This is a genomic window from Streptomyces sp. GS7 (assembly GCF_009834125.1).
Taxonomy (GTDB): domain Bacteria; phylum Actinomycetota; class Actinomycetes; order Streptomycetales; family Streptomycetaceae; genus Streptomyces.
Genome location: NZ_CP047146.1, coordinates 6804602 through 6823823, shown reverse-complemented (window position 1 = coordinate 6823823; position 19222 = coordinate 6804602). Strand labels below are relative to the sequence as shown.

The following is a 19222-nucleotide window of genomic DNA, read 5'->3' as shown; positions in this document are numbered from 1 at the left end:
TACGGTTCCCCGCCGGGCCTCGATAGCGTCGTGCGATGACCGCTGGCACAGCCACCTACCGCCGGGTGATCGCGCTGGGCGGGCCGCTGCTGCCCGTCGTCTCCTTCCTGGGGCGGCTCCCGACCGCCATGTGCCAGCTCGGCAGTCTGCTGCTGGTGGCCGAGACCAGCGGTTCGCTGACCGCCGCGGGCCTGGTCGGCGGTGCGCTGGCGGCGGGTCAGACGGTCGCCGGCCCGCTGATCGGCCGGCTCGCCGACCGGCACGGGCAGCGCCCGGTGGTGCTCGCCGCCTGCTGGGTCAACGCGCTCGCGGTCGCCGCCCTGGTGGCCACCTCCCTCGCCGGTCTCGCGACGTTGCCGCTCGCCCTGATCGGCCTGCTGGCCGGGGCGAGCGTGCCGCAGATCGGGCCGCTGGCCCGCACCCGGCTCGTCGCCCTCGCCCACCGGGCGGCGGCCGGCGACCAGGTGGTGGGCGCCGCGCTGTCCCTGGAAGGCACGCTGGACGAGGCGTCCTTCGTGCTCGGCCCGGCGCTGGTGGGGCTGGCCGCGTCGGTCGCCCACCCGGCCGTGGCGCTGGCGCTGGCCGCGGTGCTGCTGGCGGTCTGCGGCTCGGCGTTCGCGCTGCACCCGACGGCGCTCGCGGTGCGGCCGGCGGGCGGCCCGGGGCCCGGGGCCGGCCGGTCCGCGGGGCGCCCCGGGGAGCCGCCGCACAGCCGCCCGGCCCGTACGAGAACGCCCCGCGCCGTACACGCCATGCGGCTCTCCACGGCGCTCCAGGGCGCCATGTTCGGCGCCTGCCAGGCCGGCATCACCGCGCTCACCGAGCGCCTCCACCAGCCCGCCCAGGCGGGGCTGGTCTATGCGGCGATGGGCGTGATGAGCGCGGTCGCCGGGCTCTCACTGGCCCTGGTGCCGGACCGGATCGGGCTGCCGGCCCGCTGGCGGGCAGCCGCCGTGGCGCTGATCGCGCTCTGCGCGCCGCTGCTGTTCGTACGGTCGCTGGGCGCGCTCTATCTGGTCGTCGTGGTGCTCGGCGTCGCCTTCGCCCCGCACCTGATCACCCTCTTCGGCCTCACCGAACGGCTGGTGCCCGCCACCCGGCTGGCCGAATCGATGGCCTTCCTCACCAGCGCCGTGGTCGGCGGCCAGGCCCTCGCCCTGGCCGTCTCCGGCCGGCTCGCCGACGCCCACGGGCCGTCCGCCGCCTTCGCGGTCGCCGTCGGCGCCGCCGTGCTCATCCTCGTCGTCGCCCTCACCACCCGCGCCGGCGCCCGTCCCGCGCCGCCGGTACGCGGCTCCCGGCCCGCGCGGGAGCCGACCGCGGACGCCCCGGCACCCTAGGACCTGCCCGACGGGCCGGCGCCGGACAGGCCCCGGCCCGGCCGCCTTCAGGCGGGCCGTTGCAGCACCAGCAGGCTGCGCCCGACGAGCGTCAGCCGGTCGCCCGCCTTGACCTTGGCGCCGGCGCCGTCCGCCGCCGTCCGCGGCCGGTCGGTGTCCACCACGACCTGCCACTGCCGGCCCAGATGCTCCGGCACCGTGAACTCCTTCTCCTGGTCGTGGGCGTTGAACATCAGCAGGAACGAGTCGTCGGTGACCGGCTCGCCGCGCGGCCCCGGTTCGGAGATCGAGCTGCCGTTGAGGAAGACCGCCAGCGACTTGGCGTGCACCGACTGCCAGTCGCGCGGCCCCATCTCCGCGCCCGCCGCGGTGAACCAGGCGATGTCGGACAGCTCGTCGTGTGTGCCCTCCATCGGGTGCCCCTGGAAGAAGCGCCGCCGCCGGAAGACGGGATGGTCCCGCCGCAGCCACACCATCCGCCGGACGAACTCCAGCAGTTCGCGCTCCTCGTCCTCGTCCCACTCCTCCGTCCCGTCCGCGCCCCCGGCGCCGTCCGCCGCTGCCGCCCCATCGGCCCCATCGGCCCCGTCGGTTCCGGCCGCGTCGTCACCGGCGCCGGACCCGTGCTCGCCGCCGGCCGCCGCCCGCTCCGGCCAGCGCACCCACGACAGCTCGTTGTCCTGGCAGTACGCGTTGTTGTTGCCGCGCTGGCTGCGCCCGAACTCGTCGCCGTGGCTGAGCATCGGCACCCCCTGCGACAGCATCAGCGTGGCCAGGAGGTTCCGCATCTGACGGGCCCGCAGCCGCCGCACCGAGGGGTCGTCGGTCGGCCCCTCCACCCCGCAGTTCCAGGACCGGTTGAAGCGCTCGCCGTCCCGGTTGTCCTCGCCGTTGTCCTCGTTGCGCTTGTCGTTGTACGACACCAGGTCGCGCAGGGTGAAACCGTCGTGGCAGGTGACGAAGTTGACGGAGGCGAGCGGACGCCGCCCGTCCTCCTGGTAGAGGTCCGAGGAACCGGCCAGCCGGGACCCGAACTCCGCAAGGGTGCGCGGCTCGCCGCGCCACAGGTCCCGCACGGTGTCCCGGTACATCCCGTTCCACTCGGTCCACAGCGGCGGGAAGTTCCCCACCTGGTAGCCGCCCTCCCCGACGTCCCATGGCTCGGCGATCAGCTTCACCTGGCTGACGACCGGGTCCTGGTGCACCAGGTCGAAGAACGACGACAGCCGGTCCACCTCGTGGAACTGCCGGGCCAGCGTCGCCGCCAGATCGAACCGGAACCCGTCGACACGCATCTCCTGCACCCAGTAGCGCAGTGAGTCCATCACCAGCTGGAGCACGTGCGGACTGCGCATCAGCAGGGAGTTGCCGGTGCCCGTGGTGTCCATGTAGTACTGCCGGTCCTCCGACAGCCGGTAGTACGAGGCGTTGTCCAGCCCCCGGAACGAGAGCGTCGGCCCCAGATGGCTGCCCTCGGCGGTGTGGTTGTAGACGACGTCGAGGATCACCTCGATGCCGGCCTGGTGCAGCGCCCGTACCGCCGTCTTGAACTCCAGCACCTGCTGCCCGCGGTCCCCCCAGGAGGCGTAGGCGTTGTGCGGGGCGAAGAAGCCGATGGTGTTGTAGCCCCAGTAGTTCGTCAGCCCCGCGTCCACCAGCCGGTGGTCCTGGACGAACTGGTGCACCGGCATCAGCTCCAGGGCCGTGACCCCCAGTTTCGTCAGATGGTCGATGATCGCCGGATGCGCCAGCGCCGCGTACGTGCCGCGCAGCTCGTCGGGCAGCTCCGGATGCCGCATCGTCAGGCCCTTCACATGGGCCTCGTAGAGCACCGTCTCGTGGTAGGCGGTGCGCGGCGGGCGGTCGTCACCCCAGTCGAAGTACGGATTGACGACCACCGACGCCATGGTGTGCGGCGCCGAGTCGAGGTCGTTGCGGACCTCGGGGCGGCCGAAGTGGTAGCCGTAGACCGCCTCGTCCCAGTCGATCACGCCGCTCATCGCCCGCGCGTACGGGTCGAGCAGCAGCTTGGCGGAATTGCAGCGGTGCCCGCGCTCGGGCTCGTAGGGGCCGTGCGCCCGGAAGCCGTAGCGCTGCCCCGGCATCACCCCCGGCAGATACGCGTGCCGAACGAAGGCGTCGGACTCGCGCAGCTCGACGGCGGTCTCCGACCCGTCGTCGTGCAGCAGACACAGTTCAATGCGCGTCGCGGCTTCGGAGAACACCGCGAAGTTGGTGCCCGCACCGTCGTAGGTGGCACCCAGCGGATACATCTGTCCCGGCCAGACCTGCATGCGTAGACTCTTCCACTTTCTCCACGGGGCTGCGGCGACTCCACGACACGCGTCCGCGGACCGAATCGGAATCCTTCCGCAACTTTTCGCAACGTGCCGGATACCGCAGGCTTTTCGCGAGATATCCGCTGAATGGGGGTACATCCGCAGGCGTGTCGGATCGTCCCCCCGGAGGGCCGGCGGGTCGATCCGCCCCCGACGGATGCCCGGCGGACGGTTTTCACGGGGACGCGGGGGAGGAACCGGACAGGCTCCAGGTACACCAAACGCCGCATCTCCGCCATGGACTACAGCAAATGTGCCCACTTCACCAGCGGCAACCTGGCCATTCGCCCTGTCCGAGCCGTTCGCGGGCGATCCGCAGCCCGGTCAACGGGCGTCCGCGGGAACACCCCATCGCGTGTGCGGACCCCGCCCGGAGCCCTGCGCACGGCTATGAATCCGCTCACTCCAGCCGCGCTTTCGGGTCACAACGTGCACTATGGATAAGGGGAGTTGGCAGCCGACTCGATCCATCAGGCTGCACCGCCCCTCACGCCGCAGTAGTCTGCCTTGATCGTTGGCACGGGGGTTCGGAAGGCGGTGGCAGGTGAGCGGCGGGCTGGAGTTGCCCCCTGGTGACGAGAGTCACGAGGGCCAGGAGGGCGGCTCCGTGGACGCACCGCCCGGCGCGGTTTCCCTGGCGAGACCGCTGGAGATCGGTGCGGAGCTGGACTGGGGGGCCGATGCCTGGAGCGAGGTACGCACCCGCGCCCGCCGGGCCGGACGCGCCTACATCTGGCTGAATCTCGTCGAGCAGCGCCTACGGGCCGTCGTGTCGGCCGTACTGCGCCCCATCTACGAGCCGGTGCACGGCGACGAGTGGGTCATCGCCGCGGCCGGGCCCGCGGGCCAGGAATGGGTGCAGCGCGCGGTGGCGGTCCGCGAGGTCAGCCGGCGCAAGGGCTACCTCCTCGACCCCGCCGACGACAACATCGTCAGCTTCCTCACCCTCCCGCAACTCCGCGAACTGATGGTCCAGCACTGGCCCTGCTTCGAGCCCTACGTGGACGACCGGCGCGATGTCGAGCTGGCCCTGGACGAACTGGAGGTCGCCCGCAACATCGTCTCCCGCAACCGCGCGCTGTCGGAGACCGTCCTCGCCCAGGCCGAGCGCGCCTCCGCCCGCCTGCTGGACACCCTCGGCTCCGGCGCCGGCACCCGTATTTCCGGGCGGCTGCCCATCGACGCCGTCGAGGACCTCGTGGGCGACCGCTACGCCGACGTCATCGGCGTCCACCCCGACCGGGTCCGGCTCCAGCGCCAGCTCCCCGCGGAGGACCTCTTCGGCGGCGCCCGCCGCCTCGACGCGGTGGGCATAGGTCTCAACCTGCTCGTCCAGAACTACTCCGGCCGCCGGCTGGTCCGGCTCGCCGAGTCCGGCTGCCGCGTGCGGCTGCTCTTCCTCAACCCGGCCAGCAGCGCGGTCCGCCGACGGGAGCGGGAAATCGGCCTCAAAAAGGGCGAGATGAGCCGCTCCATCGAGATGAACATCCTGCACATGCGGCGGGTGCGCGCCCGGCTGCGCGACCCCGGCGCCTTCGAGATCCAGGTCTTCGACGAGACCCCGCGCTTCACCGCCTACCTCGTCGACGGCGACGGCCCCGACGGGATAGCCGTGGTCCAGCCCTACCTCCGCAAGAGCCGCGGTATGGAGTCCCCGGTGCTCGTGCTGCGCGGCGGCGCCCGCGAGGTGGTCCGCCAGGACGCCCGCGACGGACGGGACGGCGACCACGGCCTCTTCGAGATCTACCGCGAGGAGTTCGAGAGCGTCTGGGCGGACTCGCGGCCGGTCTCCTGAGGGAGCGGCCGTCCGGAAGCCGCCCCCACGGGCGGTGCCCCGCCGCGGGGTGCCCGCACACGGGCGGCCGGCCGCTTGTCAGTGGTGCGTGCGAGAGTGGTCGGGCAACGGGGGAAGCACCACTGAAGGAGGCCCCATGGGTGAGCGTAGCGAGGCGATCGAGGAGAGGCGCGGACCGGGCGGACGCGGGACCGGTCGGCGCGGGGTGCCGGCATGAGCTGGCATCAGGGGCCGCTGGCCGGCTTCGACCTGGAGACCACCGGCACCGACATCGAGCACGACCGCATCGTCACCGCCGCGCTGATCCGGCTGGACGGGGACGGCCGGGCGGCCGGAGCGCAGTCCTGGCTGCTCGACCCGGGTGTGCCGATTCCCGCCGAAGCCTCGGACATACACGGCATATCGACCGCGTACGCCCGCGAGCACGGCAGCCCGCCCGCGACCACCGTCGAGGACATCACCGAAGCCCTCGCCGCAGTCCTGCGCGCGGACGTACCGCTCGTGGTGATGAACGCCCGCTACGACCTCTCGCTCCTCGACCGCGAGTGCCGCCGCCACGGCGTGCCGACCCTGACCGAGCGGCTGGGCCACGGCCCGGCCCCGGTCATCGACCCCCTGGTCCTGGACAAGCACGTGGACCGCTACCGCAAGGGCAAGCGCGCCCTCCAGGCACTCTGCGGGCATTACGGCGTGCCGCTGGACGGCGCCCATGAGGCGGGCGCCGACGCGGCGGCGGCTGCCGGGGTCGCCCGCCGCATCGGTGCGAAGTACCCGGCCGTCGCACTGCCTTCGCCGCGCGCCCTGCACACCCTCCAGGAGGAGGCCGCCGCCGAGCAGGCCGCCTCGTTCCAGGCGTACTTGCGCCGCACCGGCGACCCGGGGGCGATAGTCGAGGCGGCCTGGCCGCTGATCCCGTACCAGCGCTGAGCCGCTGACCCGCCCCGCCCCACCGGTTCGCCCCGGTGAGTCAGCGGCTCAGAACGGATACCACCGCACCGTCGCGTCCTTCTCACGCAGGGAGGCGATCCGGCGCCGGAACTCCTTGAGCGCGGCCGGGTTTCCGGGCGCGTGCTGGGAGACCCAGGCGCAACTGGCCGTCTCCCGGGACCCGCGCAGCACCGCGCAGCCCTCCCAGTCCCGGACGTCCCAGCCGTAGGCGGACACGAAGGCGCCGTAGGCGTCCGCGCCCAGGCCGTAGCGGTCCCGGCTCAGCGCCATCACCACGAGGTCGTGTTCGCGCAAGTCGCAGGAGAAGGTCTCCAGGTCGACCAGGACCGGGCCGTCGGGCCCGACATGGACGTTGCGGGGCAGTGCGTCACCGTGGATCGGTCCGCGCGGCAGATGCGGCTCCAGCGCCGACGCGGCCGCCGCGAACGCGTCCCGCCGCCCGCGCAGATACTCCGCGTCGGACGCGGAGACGGCGTCGCCGGCCAGCCGCAGCCAGCGCTCCACGCCGTCCAGCAACTCCCGCCGGGGGAGCGCGAAGGGCGGCTCCGGCAGCGCGTGGACGCGCTGCAGCAGTGCGGCGAGATCGTCCGGTCCGGCGGGCCGGACGGCCTCCGGAAGCCGCCGCCAGTAGGTCACCGGATGGCCCTCGACGAGCGCGGCCACCGGCTCCGCGGCCCGAACGGCCGGCACGTCCTCGTCCGCCAGCCAGCGGGCCACGCGCAGTTCCCGCTCGGCCCGCTCCAGCAGTTCGGCGCTGCGGCCCACCCGTACGACCGGACCGCGCCCGCCGAGGGCGAAGACGGCGTTCTCGCCCAGCGAGAGCAGCGGGGCGTCCGCCGCCGCATCCGGGTGCCCGGCCGCGGCCAGCACCTCCCGGGCGCGCGCCTCCGTGAAGGCGGCGGGGCTGGGTCGGGTCATCGGCGTGCCTCCTGCGGTGCGTACTCGCGACCAGTGTCGCAGGTGCCGCCGACCGGGCCGGAGCGCCCCGGGGCGTGCTCCGGCCGGCCGACCCCGCGTGGGCCGCGGGCGCGAGCGGCACGGCAGCGGCGGCGAACGCGGCGGGGGAGAGGGGCAGTTGGCGCTTTGTCCCGCCCGGCGCCGTCAGCGAATCCCCATTGCACGATACGTATCGTCTCGCGTAGCGTGCGGAGCATGCCTCACCACCCCTCGCACATCGCCATGTTCAGCATCGCGGCCCACGGCCACGTCCGGCCCAACCTCGGCGTCATCCGCGAACTCGTCGACCGCGGCCACCGCGTCACCTACGCCGTCCCGCCCGCCTTCGCCGACCTCGTCGCCACCACCGGAGCCGAGCCCCGGCCGTGGACCACCACCCTGCCCACCGACGAGAGCCCGCAGGAGTGGGGCGCCGAACTCATCGACCACCTCGAACTGTTCCTCGACGACGGGATCCAGGCCCTCCCACAGCTCATCGCCGCCTACGAGGGCGACACCCCGGACCTCGTCCTGCACGACACCGCGGCCTATCCCGCGCCGCTGCTCGCCCACCACTGGGGAGTGCCGGCCATCCAACTGACCCCGCACATGGTCATCTGGGACGGGTACGAGGAGGAGGCCGGGGCGGCGATACGGTCCCAACTCCTCGGCACCGGGCGCGGCCGGGCGTACTACGCGCGCTTCCAAACCTGGCTGGACGACCACGGCATGACCGCGCTCACCGACCCCGACCGGCTGGCGTCCCGGCCCGCCCGTGCGCTGGTCCTGATTCCCAGGGCCATGCAGCCGAACGCCGACCGGGTCGACGACGCCGTCTTCACCTTCGTCGGCTCCTGCGGCGGAGACCGCTCCGGCGCGAGTGACTGGCGGCCTCCGGCGGACCTCGCCCCCGGCACCAAGGTGCTCGCGGTCTCCCTGGGTTCGGTCTTCACCGACTCCCCGGACTTCTACCGCGCCTGCATCGACGCGTTCGGCGGGCTGACGGACTGGTACGTGGTCATGCAGACCGGGAAGTTCACCGACCCCTCCCTGCTCGGCGAGATCCCGGACAACTTCGCGGTGAGCGACTGGATTCCGCAGCCGGCGGTCCTGCGCCGGGCGGACGCCTTCATCACCCACGCCGGGATGGGCGGCAGCCAGGAAGGACTGGCCAACGGGGTGCCGATGGTGTGCGTACCGCAGGCCGCCGACCAGTTCATGAACGCCGACCGACTCCAGGCGCTGGGCGTCGCCCGGCATCTGCCGAAGGAGGAGGTGACCGCCGGGGCGTTGCGGGAGGCGGTGCTCTCGCTCGTGCGTGACCCTGAGGTGGCCGCGACCGCCGAGCGCATCCGCCGGGAGACGGCGGACGAGGGCGGCAGCCGGCAGGCGGCGGACCTGATCGAGGCCCAACTCCCTTAATAATTCAGCCAGATGGCCGGATCGCGTGGACCGCGTGCCTGCCACAGGGGGACGGTTGACAGAGCAAACAACTCGTCAGCTGTCCCCCTTCATTTCGTCAACGTAAACGGAGTTGAGCCGCTCACCGTCAACTCGGCTGGTGTTTTGGGAAGGTTCTGCGGTCTTTTGTGTTTTTGCAGGGTTGTTGTCTATCTCACACGGCCCGGCGGCCCTTGAATTGACCTCGTCAATCCGACAAGGTTTCGAACCAGTCCGAAGGAGATCTTCCGGTCCCTCCGGGCTGTTGCGCAACGCTTCCCCCCACACCACGAACGAGGAGAACCCTCGCAATGGCTCATAAGCGTTCCAGCAAGAAGCGGCTCGTCACGGCAATATCCGCCGCGGTGGCCGCCACTGGTATCGCCGCTGTCACCGCGGTCACCGCGGGTGCGTCGCCCGCCGCCGAGGGCAAGGTCTACGGCGCCGAGGCCAAGGGCGCCGTCAAGGGCAGCTACATCGTCATGCTGAAGAAGTCCGTACACGCCACCGAGAGCGGCGACCTGGCCGCCAAGTACGGCGGCAAGGTCAAGCGGACCTTCACCTCCGCCATCAACGGCTTCTCGGCCAACGGCCTGTCCGACGAGGACGCCAAGCACCTCGCCGCCGACCCCGCCGTCGACAAGGTCGTGCAGAACCACACGTTCCACATCGACGGCACCCAGGAGAACCCGCCGTCGTGGGGCCTGGACCGCATCGACCAGACGGACACCAAGCTCGACGGCAAGTACACCTACCCGGACAGCGCGGGCGAGGGCGTCACCGCCTACGTCATCGACACCGGTATCCACATCAGCCACAAGGACTTCGGCGGTCGCGCGTCGTACGGCTTCAACGCCATCGACAAGAGCGACAAGGCCGAGGACGACAACGGCCACGGCACCCACGTGTCCGGCACCATCGCCGGCACCAACTACGGTGTCGCCAAGAAGGCCAAGCTGGTCGCCGTCAAGGTCCTGGACGCCCAGGGGTCCGGCAGCACCGAGCAGGTCGTGGCCGGCATCGACTGGGTCACCAAGAACCACAAGGGCCCCTCGGTCGCCAACATGTCGCTCGGCGGCGGCGCGGACGAGGCGCTCGACGCGGCAGTGAAGAGGGCCATCGACTCCGGCGTCACTTTCGCCGTCGCGGCCGGCAACGAGTCCACCGACGCGGGCCAGAGCTCTCCGGCACGCGTCAAGGAAGCCATCACGGTGGCCTCCAGCACCAAGGACGACCAGCAGTCCGACTTCTCCAACTACGGCAGCGTCGTCAAGCTCTACGCTCCGGGTACCGACATCACCTCGGACTGGAACAACAGCGACGACGCCACCAAGACCATCTCGGGTACGTCCATGGCGACCCCGCACGTCACCGGTGCCGCCGCGATCTACCTGGCCGGCCACAAGGACGCCAAGCCGGCGGACGTGGAGAAGGCGCTGACCGACGGCGCCACCCCGGACAAGATCAGCAACCCGGGCCAGGGCACGCCCAACAAGCTGCTGAAGATCGTGGAGTAACCGACACGATCGCTCAGCACCGCACGCCGGCCGTCGCGCTCGCCCCCACGGGGCGCGGCGGCCGGCGTCGTTGTGCCGAGAGCCGGCAATTCACCTTCCCCTGCGCGGAGTTCTCTCGGAGTTATCCACAGGAGGCTCACTCCGGAACCGGTGGCGGGGTGCTGCGACTACCGTCAGTGACATGCACGGAGGACTGCCGTTCATCGGCATCAGCACCATCATCTACGGCGTCATCGGAATCGTCTGCGTCGTGGTCAGCGCGATCCGCAGGACAGGGGGAAGCTCATCATGCACACCGTCACCGTCATCGTTCCCGCCCACAACGAAGAAGAGGGCCTTCCGGACACGCTGGAATCCCTCGCACGGCAAACCGTCCCGCCCGACCGGATCCTGGTCGTGGACGACGGCTCCACGGACCGCACCGGAGAAGTCGCCGCATCGTACGGAGTGACCGTTCTCCGCCCACCGGACCGGCTCGGCAGCAAGGCCAGGGCGCAGAACCACGCCCTGCCGCACTGCACCACCGACCTCGTCCTGGCCGTCGACGCGGACACCGTCCTCGCCCCGGACTACCTCGCCCGCGTCCTCCCGGTCTTCGACGACCCCGACGTCGCGGTCGCGGCGGGCACCGTCCGCACCCGCCACACCCGCACCGTGTGGGAGCGCGGGCGCTCCACGGAGTATCTGTTCGGGTTCCACTGGCAGCGGCCCATCCAGGCCCGCGCCAACAGCCCCATGGTGTGCTCGGGTTGCTGCTCGGTGTTCCGCCGCGACGCGCTGACCGCCTTCGGCGGTTTCCCCGAGCGGACCATCGTCGAGGACATGGACTTCACCTGGTCCCAGCAGATCGCCGGCCGTCGCGCGGTCTACGTCTCCGACGCGGTCGCCCTGGCCGCCGATCCCGAGGACCTCACCTATCTGCGGAAACAGGTCTGGCGCTGGATGGCCGGCTTCTGCCAGAACGTCCGGCTGCACCTCGGGCAGCTGATCCTGCGCAAGCCCCTGCTGGCGCTCTGGGTACTGCTCGCCCTGTTCGAGATCCTCACCGCGCCCCTCTGGTTGGCCACCCCGTTCCTGATCGCCGCGAACGGCGGTGCGTCGGCCCTGCCCGCCTTCGCCTGGTGGGCCGGTGCCGATCTGCTCCTGACCGCACCACCCCTGGTGTACGCCGCCCGCCGCCGCGGACTCCCGCTGGCCGGCGTGCTGCTGAACATCCCCTGCGTCTACGCCACCAAGGCCGTCAACCTCGTCTACGCATGGAAGGCGCTCGTCGTGGAACTGGTCCTGGTGCCCCTGCATCTCGCCCGCGGCCTGACGGTCTACGAGAAGGGGCGGGCCGACACCCCGCGGGGAGGGGCGGAGGCCGTGGCGGTGTGAGGCACCGGGGCTGCGGCCGGCGCTGCGGCGGACACCGAACGGGGGGCCGGCCGCGGCGGGTTGAGCGCTCGGCGCCGCGGCGGCCGGCCCCGCGGGTCGCCCTCAGGCGGCCAGCGGTGCCGCGTTTCCTCGGGCGCCCGCGCGGACGGCTTGGTCGTAGCGTCGCAGGAGCAGCCGGGCCAGTTCGGGGGCGGGGCCGAGGACCGGGGCGAGGATGTCGGCGCGGGCTTCGCGGGCGCCGGCGGCGATGCGGTCCGGGAGGAAGCCGGGTGCGATGACGTACGGGGCGACGGCGACCCGCTGGATGCCTTCGGCTCGTAGGGCTCGTACGGCGTCGGCCGTGCGGGGAAGGGATGCGGAGGCGAACGCAGGTCGCACGGCGCACCATTGGGCGGTGCGCTGCCACTCCCGCGCGGTTTGAGCGATCGCTGCGATCGCCTCCGGGTCTGAGGAGCCCGCCGAGGCCAGGACGATCCCGGTCGTGCGGTGGTCGCCGGGCCGCAGCCCGGCTTCTTCCAGTCGGCGTTCCAGGGCGCCGGTCAGGAGGGGGGAGGGGCCGAGGACATCGGCCTGGTGGACGGTGAGCCGGGGCAGCCGCGCGGCGGCCTCCCGCAGTACCGCGGGGATGTCGGACTTCGCGTGAAAGGCGCGGGTGAGGAGGAGCGGCAGCGCCACCACATTCCGTACGCCCTCGGCCGGACGGCGGGTCATAGTTCCATCCAGCTGCGCCGACCGGTGCGGCCGTCGAGCGACCACCACACCGGAGCCGATGCCCCAAGCTCCTCCAACTCCTCCAGGACCGCGGCACCAACAGGCACGTCCTCGGCGAACCGCGCCGTCGACGGATGCCCACGCACCATCGCTCGCAGATCCGCGACCCGATGGAGAAGCGCCTGCCGGCCGGCTCCGGTCAGGACGAACAGAAGTCGGGGGAAGACGAGGTACGACCGCTGCCAGGCACGCATCCCCGACAGATCCGCCGCACTGCGCCGACCAACGACCGGGATGTGATCGTAGAACCGCGCGTAGGTGATCACCTTCGACGCCAGACGCTCGGACGACTCTGTCGCGCGGTCCACTTCGACGAAGGCACGCAGCATCGCCCGCGTGGGCGCGGTTCGGGTGTAGCGCAGCAGAGCATCAGCGATCAGCGCGCGGTCTCCGACACCGGCACCGTCGCGGATCGGATGCGCCACTTCCGGGGTCCAGTCCAAGGCCGTGACCTCGTCGCCCCGCCGCCGCGCATCTTCGATGAACGCCAGCGCCGTCCTTGTCACGGCCAGCGTGTGGGCACTGCGTGCCCCCATCGTCGTATGCCGACGAAGGCGCCGCCCCGCGAACTCGGGCCAGCTCGCGACGTTCCGGGCGCCCTGATCGGTAAGTGACCAGACGCTGGGACAGTGAGCCCGGGTAACACTGTGGACCAGACCGAGCCCTCGGAGATCACGAAGGCAACGCCGCAGGTACCTCAGTTCAGGCGGAGGCGCCAGCAAGCGGCGCAACTGCTCGGTCTCCGCGGCACGGTGCACGAACAGCGCAGCCAGTGCCTGCTCCCGCACCGGCGCTGCGCGGTGGGATGAAGCCGTGGAGGAGGGGGTGGGCATCAAAGCTCCCGGGCGTGGAAGGGCCCGCGGCGAAGCGGCCGCGAGGAGGGCTGGGAACCCTCGCCTTCAGCTCACCCGAGACTCCTTACCACCGCGCTTACCACTACGCCCCGCCCCCATTACGGAACGATCACACCAGCACTTACCAGCACATGCCGACAGCGTGGGGCGGCCCCCAACTTCCGGGAGGAATGTGGTGGCAAGCTCACGAGGCGCAGAGACTTCCCGGTGCCAGCAGAGACACGTGAGCAACACATCGGGTGTGAGCGGTTATGCACGGTTATGTTGATCGGGTTCATCGTCGAGTTCCTTCCGGGCTCCCGGACCGCCTGGCTCCACAGAGTCAGCGACTGCAACTCTCCATGCATCTTCGCCAGTTCGGCCACGACACGCGGTACCACGCCTGACGTCGCTGTGGTGTCGATCGGCCCCCCGTACGGATCCGCGGGACCGGCCTTGGCGTAGGCGGGGAGGGCCCCGGTTGTGCCCACCGCGGCGGTCCGCGACCATGACCTCTGTACCGAACAGCGGGAACCGCCAGGCCACGCAGCTGCCCAGGTTGTTCCGCGACCAGCCGGCGCCATCCATCCCGTTGCACTTCAGGAACCACGCGACGTCATTGTCTCGTTGACATGAAGCTCGTAGTCGGGCCAGCGCTGGAAATTGGTCGCTTCGCAAGGTGGGCCGACCCGTTCGGGCATCACCTTGGGCATTCACCCGCGCCCTGCGGGTACTCCACCTTTGGCTGTGCCTTCCCGGGGGTGTATCGCCGCCGTGGTGTCCGGCGGTTTCGGTTTGGCTAGCAATGCACTCTCGTGGCCGTGCGCCTGATTCCGTAGTAGGACCCCGTAAAAGACTCCGTGAGGGGCTCCTCATGAGACCCCTTACAGGACTCCTTGAGGGACCCCTCACAGAGAGTGCCATCCGGAGGAAATGCCTGGTCAGGGAGGGTTGGTAAGTGCGTGTGAGGCGCTGACAACCCTCCTTCCTCTCCTGTTCCTTGGTTTTGGGTTGGTGGTTGTGCTTGGTGGTTGTGTGGGGTGGATGCCGGTTCGTGTGTCGGGTTGGAGTGAGTCGCTGGGCGCTATGCCTGGATGTTGACCCGCCTGGGTGCCGGCGGGCTTTCGTTGTGCAGGTTGTGTCGTGTGCGCCCGTGCGGGCGTGTGTCCGGCGAGCGCCTGTGCTTCTGCGCTCGCACCGCCGCTGTGCGTGAGGTCAAGCTCCGCACCTCGTTCAGCCCTGCCGTACATCCCTTCCTCGCAGCGTCGCGTAAGCCATCGCCAGTGCCATGGCCACCCACAGCGTCAGGACGCCGAAGCCGGGCCAGGGGCCGAGGGGGCCGGGCGCGGGATGGACCTCGGTGATTCTGGAGCCGGCAGCGTCCGGGAGGTAGGCGGCGAACCGGGAGGTGGCGGGGAGAGCGCCGAGGAGGGGGGAGATGAGGAAGAAGAAGGGGATGAGGATGCCCAGGGCGAGGACCGACGTGCGCAGGGCCATGGTGATACCCAGGGCGAAGAGGGCGAGCGACGCCATGTAGAGGCCGCCGCCGAGGACGGCGCGGAGGACACCGGGGTCACCGAGGGAGGCGGCAAGGCTGCCGAGGGTCGCCTGGCCGATGAGGAAGGCCGTGAACGAGGTGAGGCAGCCGGTCAGGAGGGCGACGGTGCCGACGATCGCGGCCTTGCAGGTGAGCAGCAGGCCGCGCTGAGGCACTGCTTGGACGGATGCGGTCAGCATGCCGGTGGCGAACTCGCCCGAGGCGGCGAGAACCCCGAAGAGGATTATGGCGAGTTGGCCCAGGACCATGCCGGACAGACTGGTCGCGGTGGGATCGAGTGTCGCGCGGTCGGCGGCCGTCATCTCGTGGGCGGCGTAGCGGGTGAGGAGGCAGAGGAGGGTGCCGGTGACGACGGTGATGACCGTGGTGGAGGCCAGTGTCCAGGCGGTGGAACGGACTGTGCGGAGCTTGGTGAACTCGGAGAGCAGGACGGCGCGGAGGAGGGAGGGGCCGCCGGGCACGGTGGTGAGGGGGCGGGTCATGGCTCATGCTCCCTGGTGAGGGGGGACGGCTGGGACGCCGGTGAGGGCGGTGCGGTATTCGGTGTCGCCCGCCACGACGCCGAGGTACGCCTCCTCCAACGAGGCATGTTCCGGCCGTAGTTCGTGTAGGGCCAGGCCCGCTGAGGCGGCCAGGTCGCCTACGGCTGCGGGTTCGGTGTCGTATGCCTGGAGGCTGTGCTCGTCGTCCCCTGGCGAAAGGACGTGGTTGATGCCGGCGCCGTCCAGCAGCGTGGTGAGGCGGTCCCGGTGCGGGGTGCGGACGTGGACGACCCGGCGGGCGTGGCCGGCCACGAATTCCTTGACCGTGGTGTCGGCGAGGAGGCGGCCGCGGCCGATGACGACGAGGTGGTCGGCGGTCAGCGCCATCTCGCTCATGTGGTGGCTGGAGACCAGTACCGTGCGCCCCTCGGCGGCCAGGCTGCGCATGAGATCGCGCACCCATCGGATGCCCTCGGGGTCAAGGCCGTTGACCGGTTCGTCCAGGAGCAGGACGGCGGGATCCCCGAGGAGGGCCGCTGCGATACCGAGCCGCTGACGCATACCGAGGGAGAAGCCCTTGACCCGCCTTCCCGCGACCTCGTAGAGGCCGACTTGGGCCAGTACCTCGTCGACCCGGCGGGTGGGGATCCGGTTGCTCTGGGCCAGGACGTGCAGATGGCCGCGTGCAGAGCGGCCGCTGTGCATGGCGCGGGCGTCGAGCAGCGCCCCGACCTCGTTCAGCGGGTATCGGATCTCGGTGTACGGCCGCCCGAGGACGGTGGCCCGGCCTGCTGTGGGGCGGTCGAGCCCGAGCACCATCCGCATGGTGGTGGATTTGCCCGCGCCGTTGGGGCCGAGGAAGCCGGTGACCGCGCCCGGCTCGACGCGGAAGGTGAGGGCGTCCACGGCGGTCCGGTCGCCGTAGTGCTTGGTCAGGTCTTGGATGTCGATCACTGGGAGTCCTCGGAGGTCTGGGCGGAGTCCTCGGGGAGTGGGGTCGTGCGCGGGTCCGGGGCCGGGCCGTCCGCAATGAGGTCGGGCACCGAGCCCCCCTCCACAAGCAGTCCTTCCTTCAGGTGCAGTCTGCGGTCGAGGAGGCCGTGGAGTCCGTGGTGTCCGTGGCTGACCGCGAGCACCGTCCGGCCGTCGCGCTTCCACTCGGTCAGTAGGGCGGTGAGTTCGCGCACGGCTGCGTGGTCCAAGCCGTTGAACGGCTCGTCGAGCAGGATCAGCCGCGGGTTGTGCAGTGTGGCCACGGCCAGCCCGACCTTTTTTCGGGTGCCCAGGGAGAGTTCGCGGATGAGGTGTCCGGTCCACTGGTCCGCGCCGAACCGTTCCAGTGTCCCCAGAGCCCCGGTTATCGGTACCCCCCACAGGCGGGCGGTGAAGGCGAGTTGTTCGTGCACGCTGAGGTAGTCGTAGAGCGGGGGTTCGTCCTGGACGTAGCCCCGCAGGGCTTTCGCCTCGGGCGCCTCCGGGGGGTGGCCGCCGATGCGTATCTCGCCGCCGCTGGGTTTGTGGAGCCCGGCGGCGACTCGGAGCAGGGTGCTCTTGCCGGAGCCGTTCTCACCTACGAGGTGGACGAACTCGCCCGCCGTCAACTCGGCGTCGACGCCACGGAGTACGGCGTGTTCGCCATGGCCTGCGGACAGTCCGCGCATCGTGATCAACGGGGTGCCGCCTTTCGGTCGACGGGGGGTGCGGAGGGGTAGCGGGAGGAAGGGGAACGGGCGAGGAGCACCGCGGCTGCCGACAGCAGGGCCAGGCACGTCACCAGGGGAGGGAGCGCGCGGAGCAGTGGTTCACCGCCCGGCAGCAGCGGGATCAGTGCGACGGTGGGGAGCATGACGGCACCGGTCAGGGTCGCCTGGAGGACCCCCGCGGCGGGGGAGCGGGTGATGCGGCCCTGGCCGCTGTGCTCGGCGGGCGGCATCACGGTGGATGTGGCCACGGCGGCCGCCCCGACCGCGCACGCGGCGGCGGGAGCGGTGAGGAGAAGCGGGACGAGGTCGGGCCCGGTCCCACCGGTGAGCAGGGCCCAGCCCACGGCCCCCGGTGCGACGCAGCCCGCGACGACGACCGCGAAGGACACCGCCTTGCAGCTCTTCAACTGCCCGGTGGACAGTGGGGATTGAAGGAGAGCGTTCCACGCTTTCCGCTCCGCCTCGACCCCGGCGACCTGCACCGCCTCGTCGGCCACCAGCAGCACGCCGCCCACCAGTGCCCCCACCGCGGTGGCAGTGGGGATGGCCAGCGGACTGCCGCCCCCGGTGCCCAGCGCATGGCCGGCTCCCGTTCCGAGCAGCGCGATCCCGCCCAGCAGACAGCGCCGCAGCCCGAGGGTGGCGGCTGCGGGACCGCGCAGTGCCGCCCTCAGATCCTTGGCCAGGAACACCATGAGCACGGACCTTTGGTGCAGCCGGTCCCACCGGTGCGTCCCCCTGGCCGCGCGCCCGGTGCGCAGCATCGCGGCAGGGGGAGCCCCGCCGACCCGCAGGACGCGGGTGAGGGCGGCCCGCCGCAGCAGGATGAGCGCGACGGCGGCGGGTGGCAGGGCCGTCGCGGCGGCAACGGCCGCGATGCGGTACGCGCCGCCGCCCACCATGGCGTCCCACCAGCCCGGCCGTACGGCGTTGAGGGCCTGGCCGGCGAGGCGCGGCAGTGCCTGGGCCAACGGGCCCTGTGCCCGCATCCCTTCGGTGAACGGGGCGATCGCGATCCCCACGGCGACCCCGCCGCCCGCTGCCAGCAGCAGGGTTCGCAGTCGGGCGGCGCCGTCCCGGGCAAGCGCCAGCAACCCGGTCAGCGCCAGCCGTAGGGCCAGGCTGACAAGCAGCAGTCCCGCGACGAGCGTGAGTGCCGCGGGGAGGAGTTGGCTGCCGGCAGGTGACCCGCTCAGCCAGGTGGTGAGGAACGCACAGGCCGTCACGGCGACCCCGCCGGCCGCCAGCAGGGCGGGCCCCACCGCGCGCACGAACAGCAGGTCCCCGGGCGTGATGGGGAGGGACAGCAGCACCTCCCGGTCCGGCGGGTCCACGACGAGCCGGATCTCGTTCGGCCGGACGCCGGCGATCATGGAGGCGACCACGAGTACCGCGGGGAGCCAGGCGTAGCGCGCCAAGCCGCCCAGGTCGGCGGAGGTGACGGGGAGGGTGTGCGCGGCGAGCAGCCCCGCGCCGACTGCCAGGGCGAGGGCTGCGGCTGCCCCCAGGACGAAGCAGACGGCAGTGGCGATCTGCGCCCACTGCGGGGTGGCCCGCCCCTGAAGCAGGTTGAGCTTGCGTCGTCCGTCGGCGAGTACCAGCGCGAACGCCGCGCGGGCGTGGCGGCCGGGCGTCCGGGACCGCCGCGCCCCCGTCATGGGGTGCTGTGGCACCGCGGTACGGTGCGTCATCCTGGCCGTCCGGGCAGCACTGTCGCGGCTACGGAGCACACCAGCGTGACGAAGAACAGCGCCGCCAGCACCTGCAACGGAACGGTCCCCGGGAACAGGAAACCGCTCGCCGCCAGCGCCGGTCCCACCATGCCGCTGACGCCGATGAGCAGGAACTGCCCCACGCGCAGCACCAGCGCGATGGCGGTCAGCACCAGCAGTAGCGCCGGAAAGCCCCACCAGGCCCACTGGAGCATGTCCTGCGCTTCGGCGACGAAAGCCCGGTTGGTGTCGGATAGGCGCGGTGAACCGGCCACCGCGGCTCGTACCTCGTCCCGCTGCAGGGTGTAGAGCGCCGCCCGGCACCAGGCGAGCGCGGTGGTGAGAAGAACTGCGAACGTGGCGAATCGCCGCCACCGCGCGGAACCGGCGGAGGTCCGGGCAGTGTGGGGAACAGTCATGGGTGGGGGGATGCTTTCTCGTGCGGGGCGGGCGCGGATGGTGACGTTGTCG

Annotated in this window: 14 protein-coding genes and 1 pseudogene; 6 read left to right on the top strand and 9 right to left on the bottom strand. The window is 71.5% G+C overall.

Going from position 1 to position 19222, the window contains the following annotated elements:
- The first annotated feature begins 35 nt into the window (after positions 1-35).
- A complete protein-coding gene (locus GR130_RS29670; RefSeq protein ID WP_159507556.1) occupies positions 36-1340 on the top strand; it encodes an MFS transporter in 1305 nt (434 codons plus the stop codon).
- A gap of 47 nt (positions 1341-1387) precedes the next feature.
- Here GR130_RS29670 and glgX read toward each other — a convergent pair whose 3' ends face one another.
- The gene (gene glgX / locus GR130_RS29665; RefSeq protein ID WP_159507555.1) at positions 1388-3634 is read right to left on the bottom strand and encodes a glycogen debranching protein GlgX; all 2247 of its coding nucleotides are present in this window, start codon (positions 3632-3634) and stop codon (positions 1388-1390) included.
- 589 nt (positions 3635-4223) lie between these two features.
- Between glgX and GR130_RS29660 the strand changes: the two genes are divergently transcribed.
- Positions 4224-5474, top strand: coding sequence for an SAV2148 family HEPN domain-containing protein (locus GR130_RS29660; protein ID WP_159507554.1), 1251 nt, complete (start codon positions 4224-4226; stop codon positions 5472-5474).
- A gap of 213 nt (positions 5475-5687) precedes the next feature.
- Positions 5688-6401, top strand: coding sequence for an exonuclease domain-containing protein (locus GR130_RS29655; RefSeq protein ID WP_159507553.1), 714 nt, complete (start codon positions 5688-5690; stop codon positions 6399-6401).
- Between the two features lie 48 nt (positions 6402-6449).
- Here GR130_RS29655 and GR130_RS29650 read toward each other — a convergent pair whose 3' ends face one another.
- Entirely contained in the window at positions 6450-7340 is an 891-nt protein-coding gene (locus GR130_RS29650) for an aminoglycoside phosphotransferase family protein (RefSeq protein ID WP_159507552.1), read from the bottom strand.
- 197 nt (positions 7341-7537) lie between these two features.
- Here GR130_RS29650 and GR130_RS29645 point away from each other — a divergent pair.
- The 3 genes and pseudogenes from GR130_RS29645 (at position 7538) to GR130_RS29635 (ending at position 11692) form a co-directional block, all read left to right on the top strand.
- Positions 7538-8780, top strand: a pseudogene (locus tag GR130_RS29645) (macrolide family glycosyltransferase).
- Between the two features lie 329 nt (positions 8781-9109).
- Entirely contained in the window at positions 9110-10315 is a 1206-nt protein-coding gene (locus GR130_RS29640; protein WP_159507550.1) for a S8 family peptidase, read from the top strand.
- A 288-nt stretch (positions 10316-10603) separates the two neighbouring features.
- Positions 10604-11692, top strand: coding sequence for a glycosyltransferase family 2 protein (locus GR130_RS29635; protein ID WP_159507549.1), 1089 nt, complete (start codon positions 10604-10606; stop codon positions 11690-11692).
- 102 nt (positions 11693-11794) lie between these two features.
- On the opposite strand, the gene GR130_RS29630 is transcribed toward GR130_RS29635, so the two are convergent.
- The 7 genes from GR130_RS29630 to GR130_RS29600 all read right to left on the bottom strand — a co-directional run bounded on the left by GR130_RS29630 (position 11795) and on the right by GR130_RS29600 (position 19170).
- Positions 11795-12403 (bottom strand): sirohydrochlorin chelatase, encoded by a 609-nt coding sequence (locus tag GR130_RS29630; protein ID WP_236573639.1) that lies wholly within the window; start codon positions 12401-12403, stop codon positions 11795-11797.
- Entirely contained in the window at positions 12400-13296 is an 897-nt protein-coding gene (locus tag GR130_RS29625; RefSeq protein ID WP_159507548.1) for a replication-relaxation family protein, read from the bottom strand. The genes GR130_RS29630 and GR130_RS29625 overlap by 4 nt, the downstream gene beginning before the upstream one ends.
- Positions 13297-14529: 1233 nt before the next feature.
- Positions 14530-15336, bottom strand: coding sequence for an ABC transporter permease (locus GR130_RS29620; protein WP_159507547.1), 807 nt, complete (start codon positions 15334-15336; stop codon positions 14530-14532).
- Between the two features lie 3 nt (positions 15337-15339).
- Positions 15340-16290 carry an ABC transporter ATP-binding protein gene (locus GR130_RS29615; protein ID WP_159507546.1) on the bottom strand — a complete coding sequence of 317 codons (951 nt, stop codon included), beginning with the start codon at positions 16288-16290 and terminating at the stop codon, positions 15340-15342.
- Positions 16287-16997 (bottom strand): ATP-binding cassette domain-containing protein, encoded by a 711-nt coding sequence (locus GR130_RS29610; protein WP_236574036.1) that lies wholly within the window; start codon positions 16995-16997, stop codon positions 16287-16289. The genes GR130_RS29615 and GR130_RS29610 overlap by 4 nt, the downstream gene beginning before the upstream one ends.
- 5 nt (positions 16998-17002) lie before the next feature.
- Positions 17003-18712, bottom strand: a complete 1710-nt coding sequence (locus GR130_RS29605; RefSeq protein ID WP_159507544.1) for a hypothetical protein — start codon at positions 18710-18712, stop codon at positions 17003-17005.
- A gap of 14 nt (positions 18713-18726) precedes the next feature.
- Positions 18727-19170 carry a hypothetical protein gene (locus GR130_RS29600; RefSeq protein WP_159507543.1) on the bottom strand — a complete coding sequence of 148 codons (444 nt, stop codon included), beginning with the start codon at positions 19168-19170 and terminating at the stop codon, positions 18727-18729.
- Positions 19171-19222: the final 52 nt, after the last annotated feature.

Bases quoted from the DNA above. Each gene is read 5' to 3' on its own strand.
- GR130_RS29670 (WP_159507556.1), top strand. From the start codon at position 36: ATGACCGCTGGCACAGCCACCTACCGCCGGGTGATCGCGCTGGGCGGG.
- glgX (WP_159507555.1), bottom strand. From the start codon at position 3,634: ATGCAGGTCTGGCCGGGACAGATGTATCCGCTGGGTGCCACCTACGAC.
- GR130_RS29655 (WP_159507553.1), top strand. From the start codon at position 5,688: ATGAGCTGGCATCAGGGGCCGCTGGCCGGCTTCGACCTGGAGACCACC.
- GR130_RS29650 (WP_159507552.1), bottom strand. From the start codon at position 7,340: ATGACCCGACCCAGCCCCGCCGCCTTCACGGAGGCGCGCGCCCGGGAG.
- GR130_RS29640 (WP_159507550.1), top strand. From the start codon at position 9,110: ATGGCTCATAAGCGTTCCAGCAAGAAGCGGCTCGTCACGGCAATATCC.
- GR130_RS29635 (WP_159507549.1), top strand. From the start codon at position 10,604: ATGCACACCGTCACCGTCATCGTTCCCGCCCACAACGAAGAAGAGGGC.
- GR130_RS29630 (WP_236573639.1), bottom strand. From the start codon at position 12,403: ATGACCCGCCGTCCGGCCGAGGGCGTACGGAATGTGGTGGCGCTGCCG.
- GR130_RS29625 (WP_159507548.1), bottom strand. From the start codon at position 13,296: ATGCCCACCCCCTCCTCCACGGCTTCATCCCACCGCGCAGCGCCGGTG.
- GR130_RS29620 (WP_159507547.1), bottom strand. From the start codon at position 15,336: ATGACCCGCCCCCTCACCACCGTGCCCGGCGGCCCCTCCCTCCTCCGC.
- GR130_RS29610 (WP_236574036.1), bottom strand. From the start codon at position 16,997: ATGCGCGGACTGTCCGCAGGCCATGGCGAACACGCCGTACTCCGTGGC.
- GR130_RS29600 (WP_159507543.1), bottom strand. From the start codon at position 19,170: ATGACTGTTCCCCACACTGCCCGGACCTCCGCCGGTTCCGCGCGGTGG.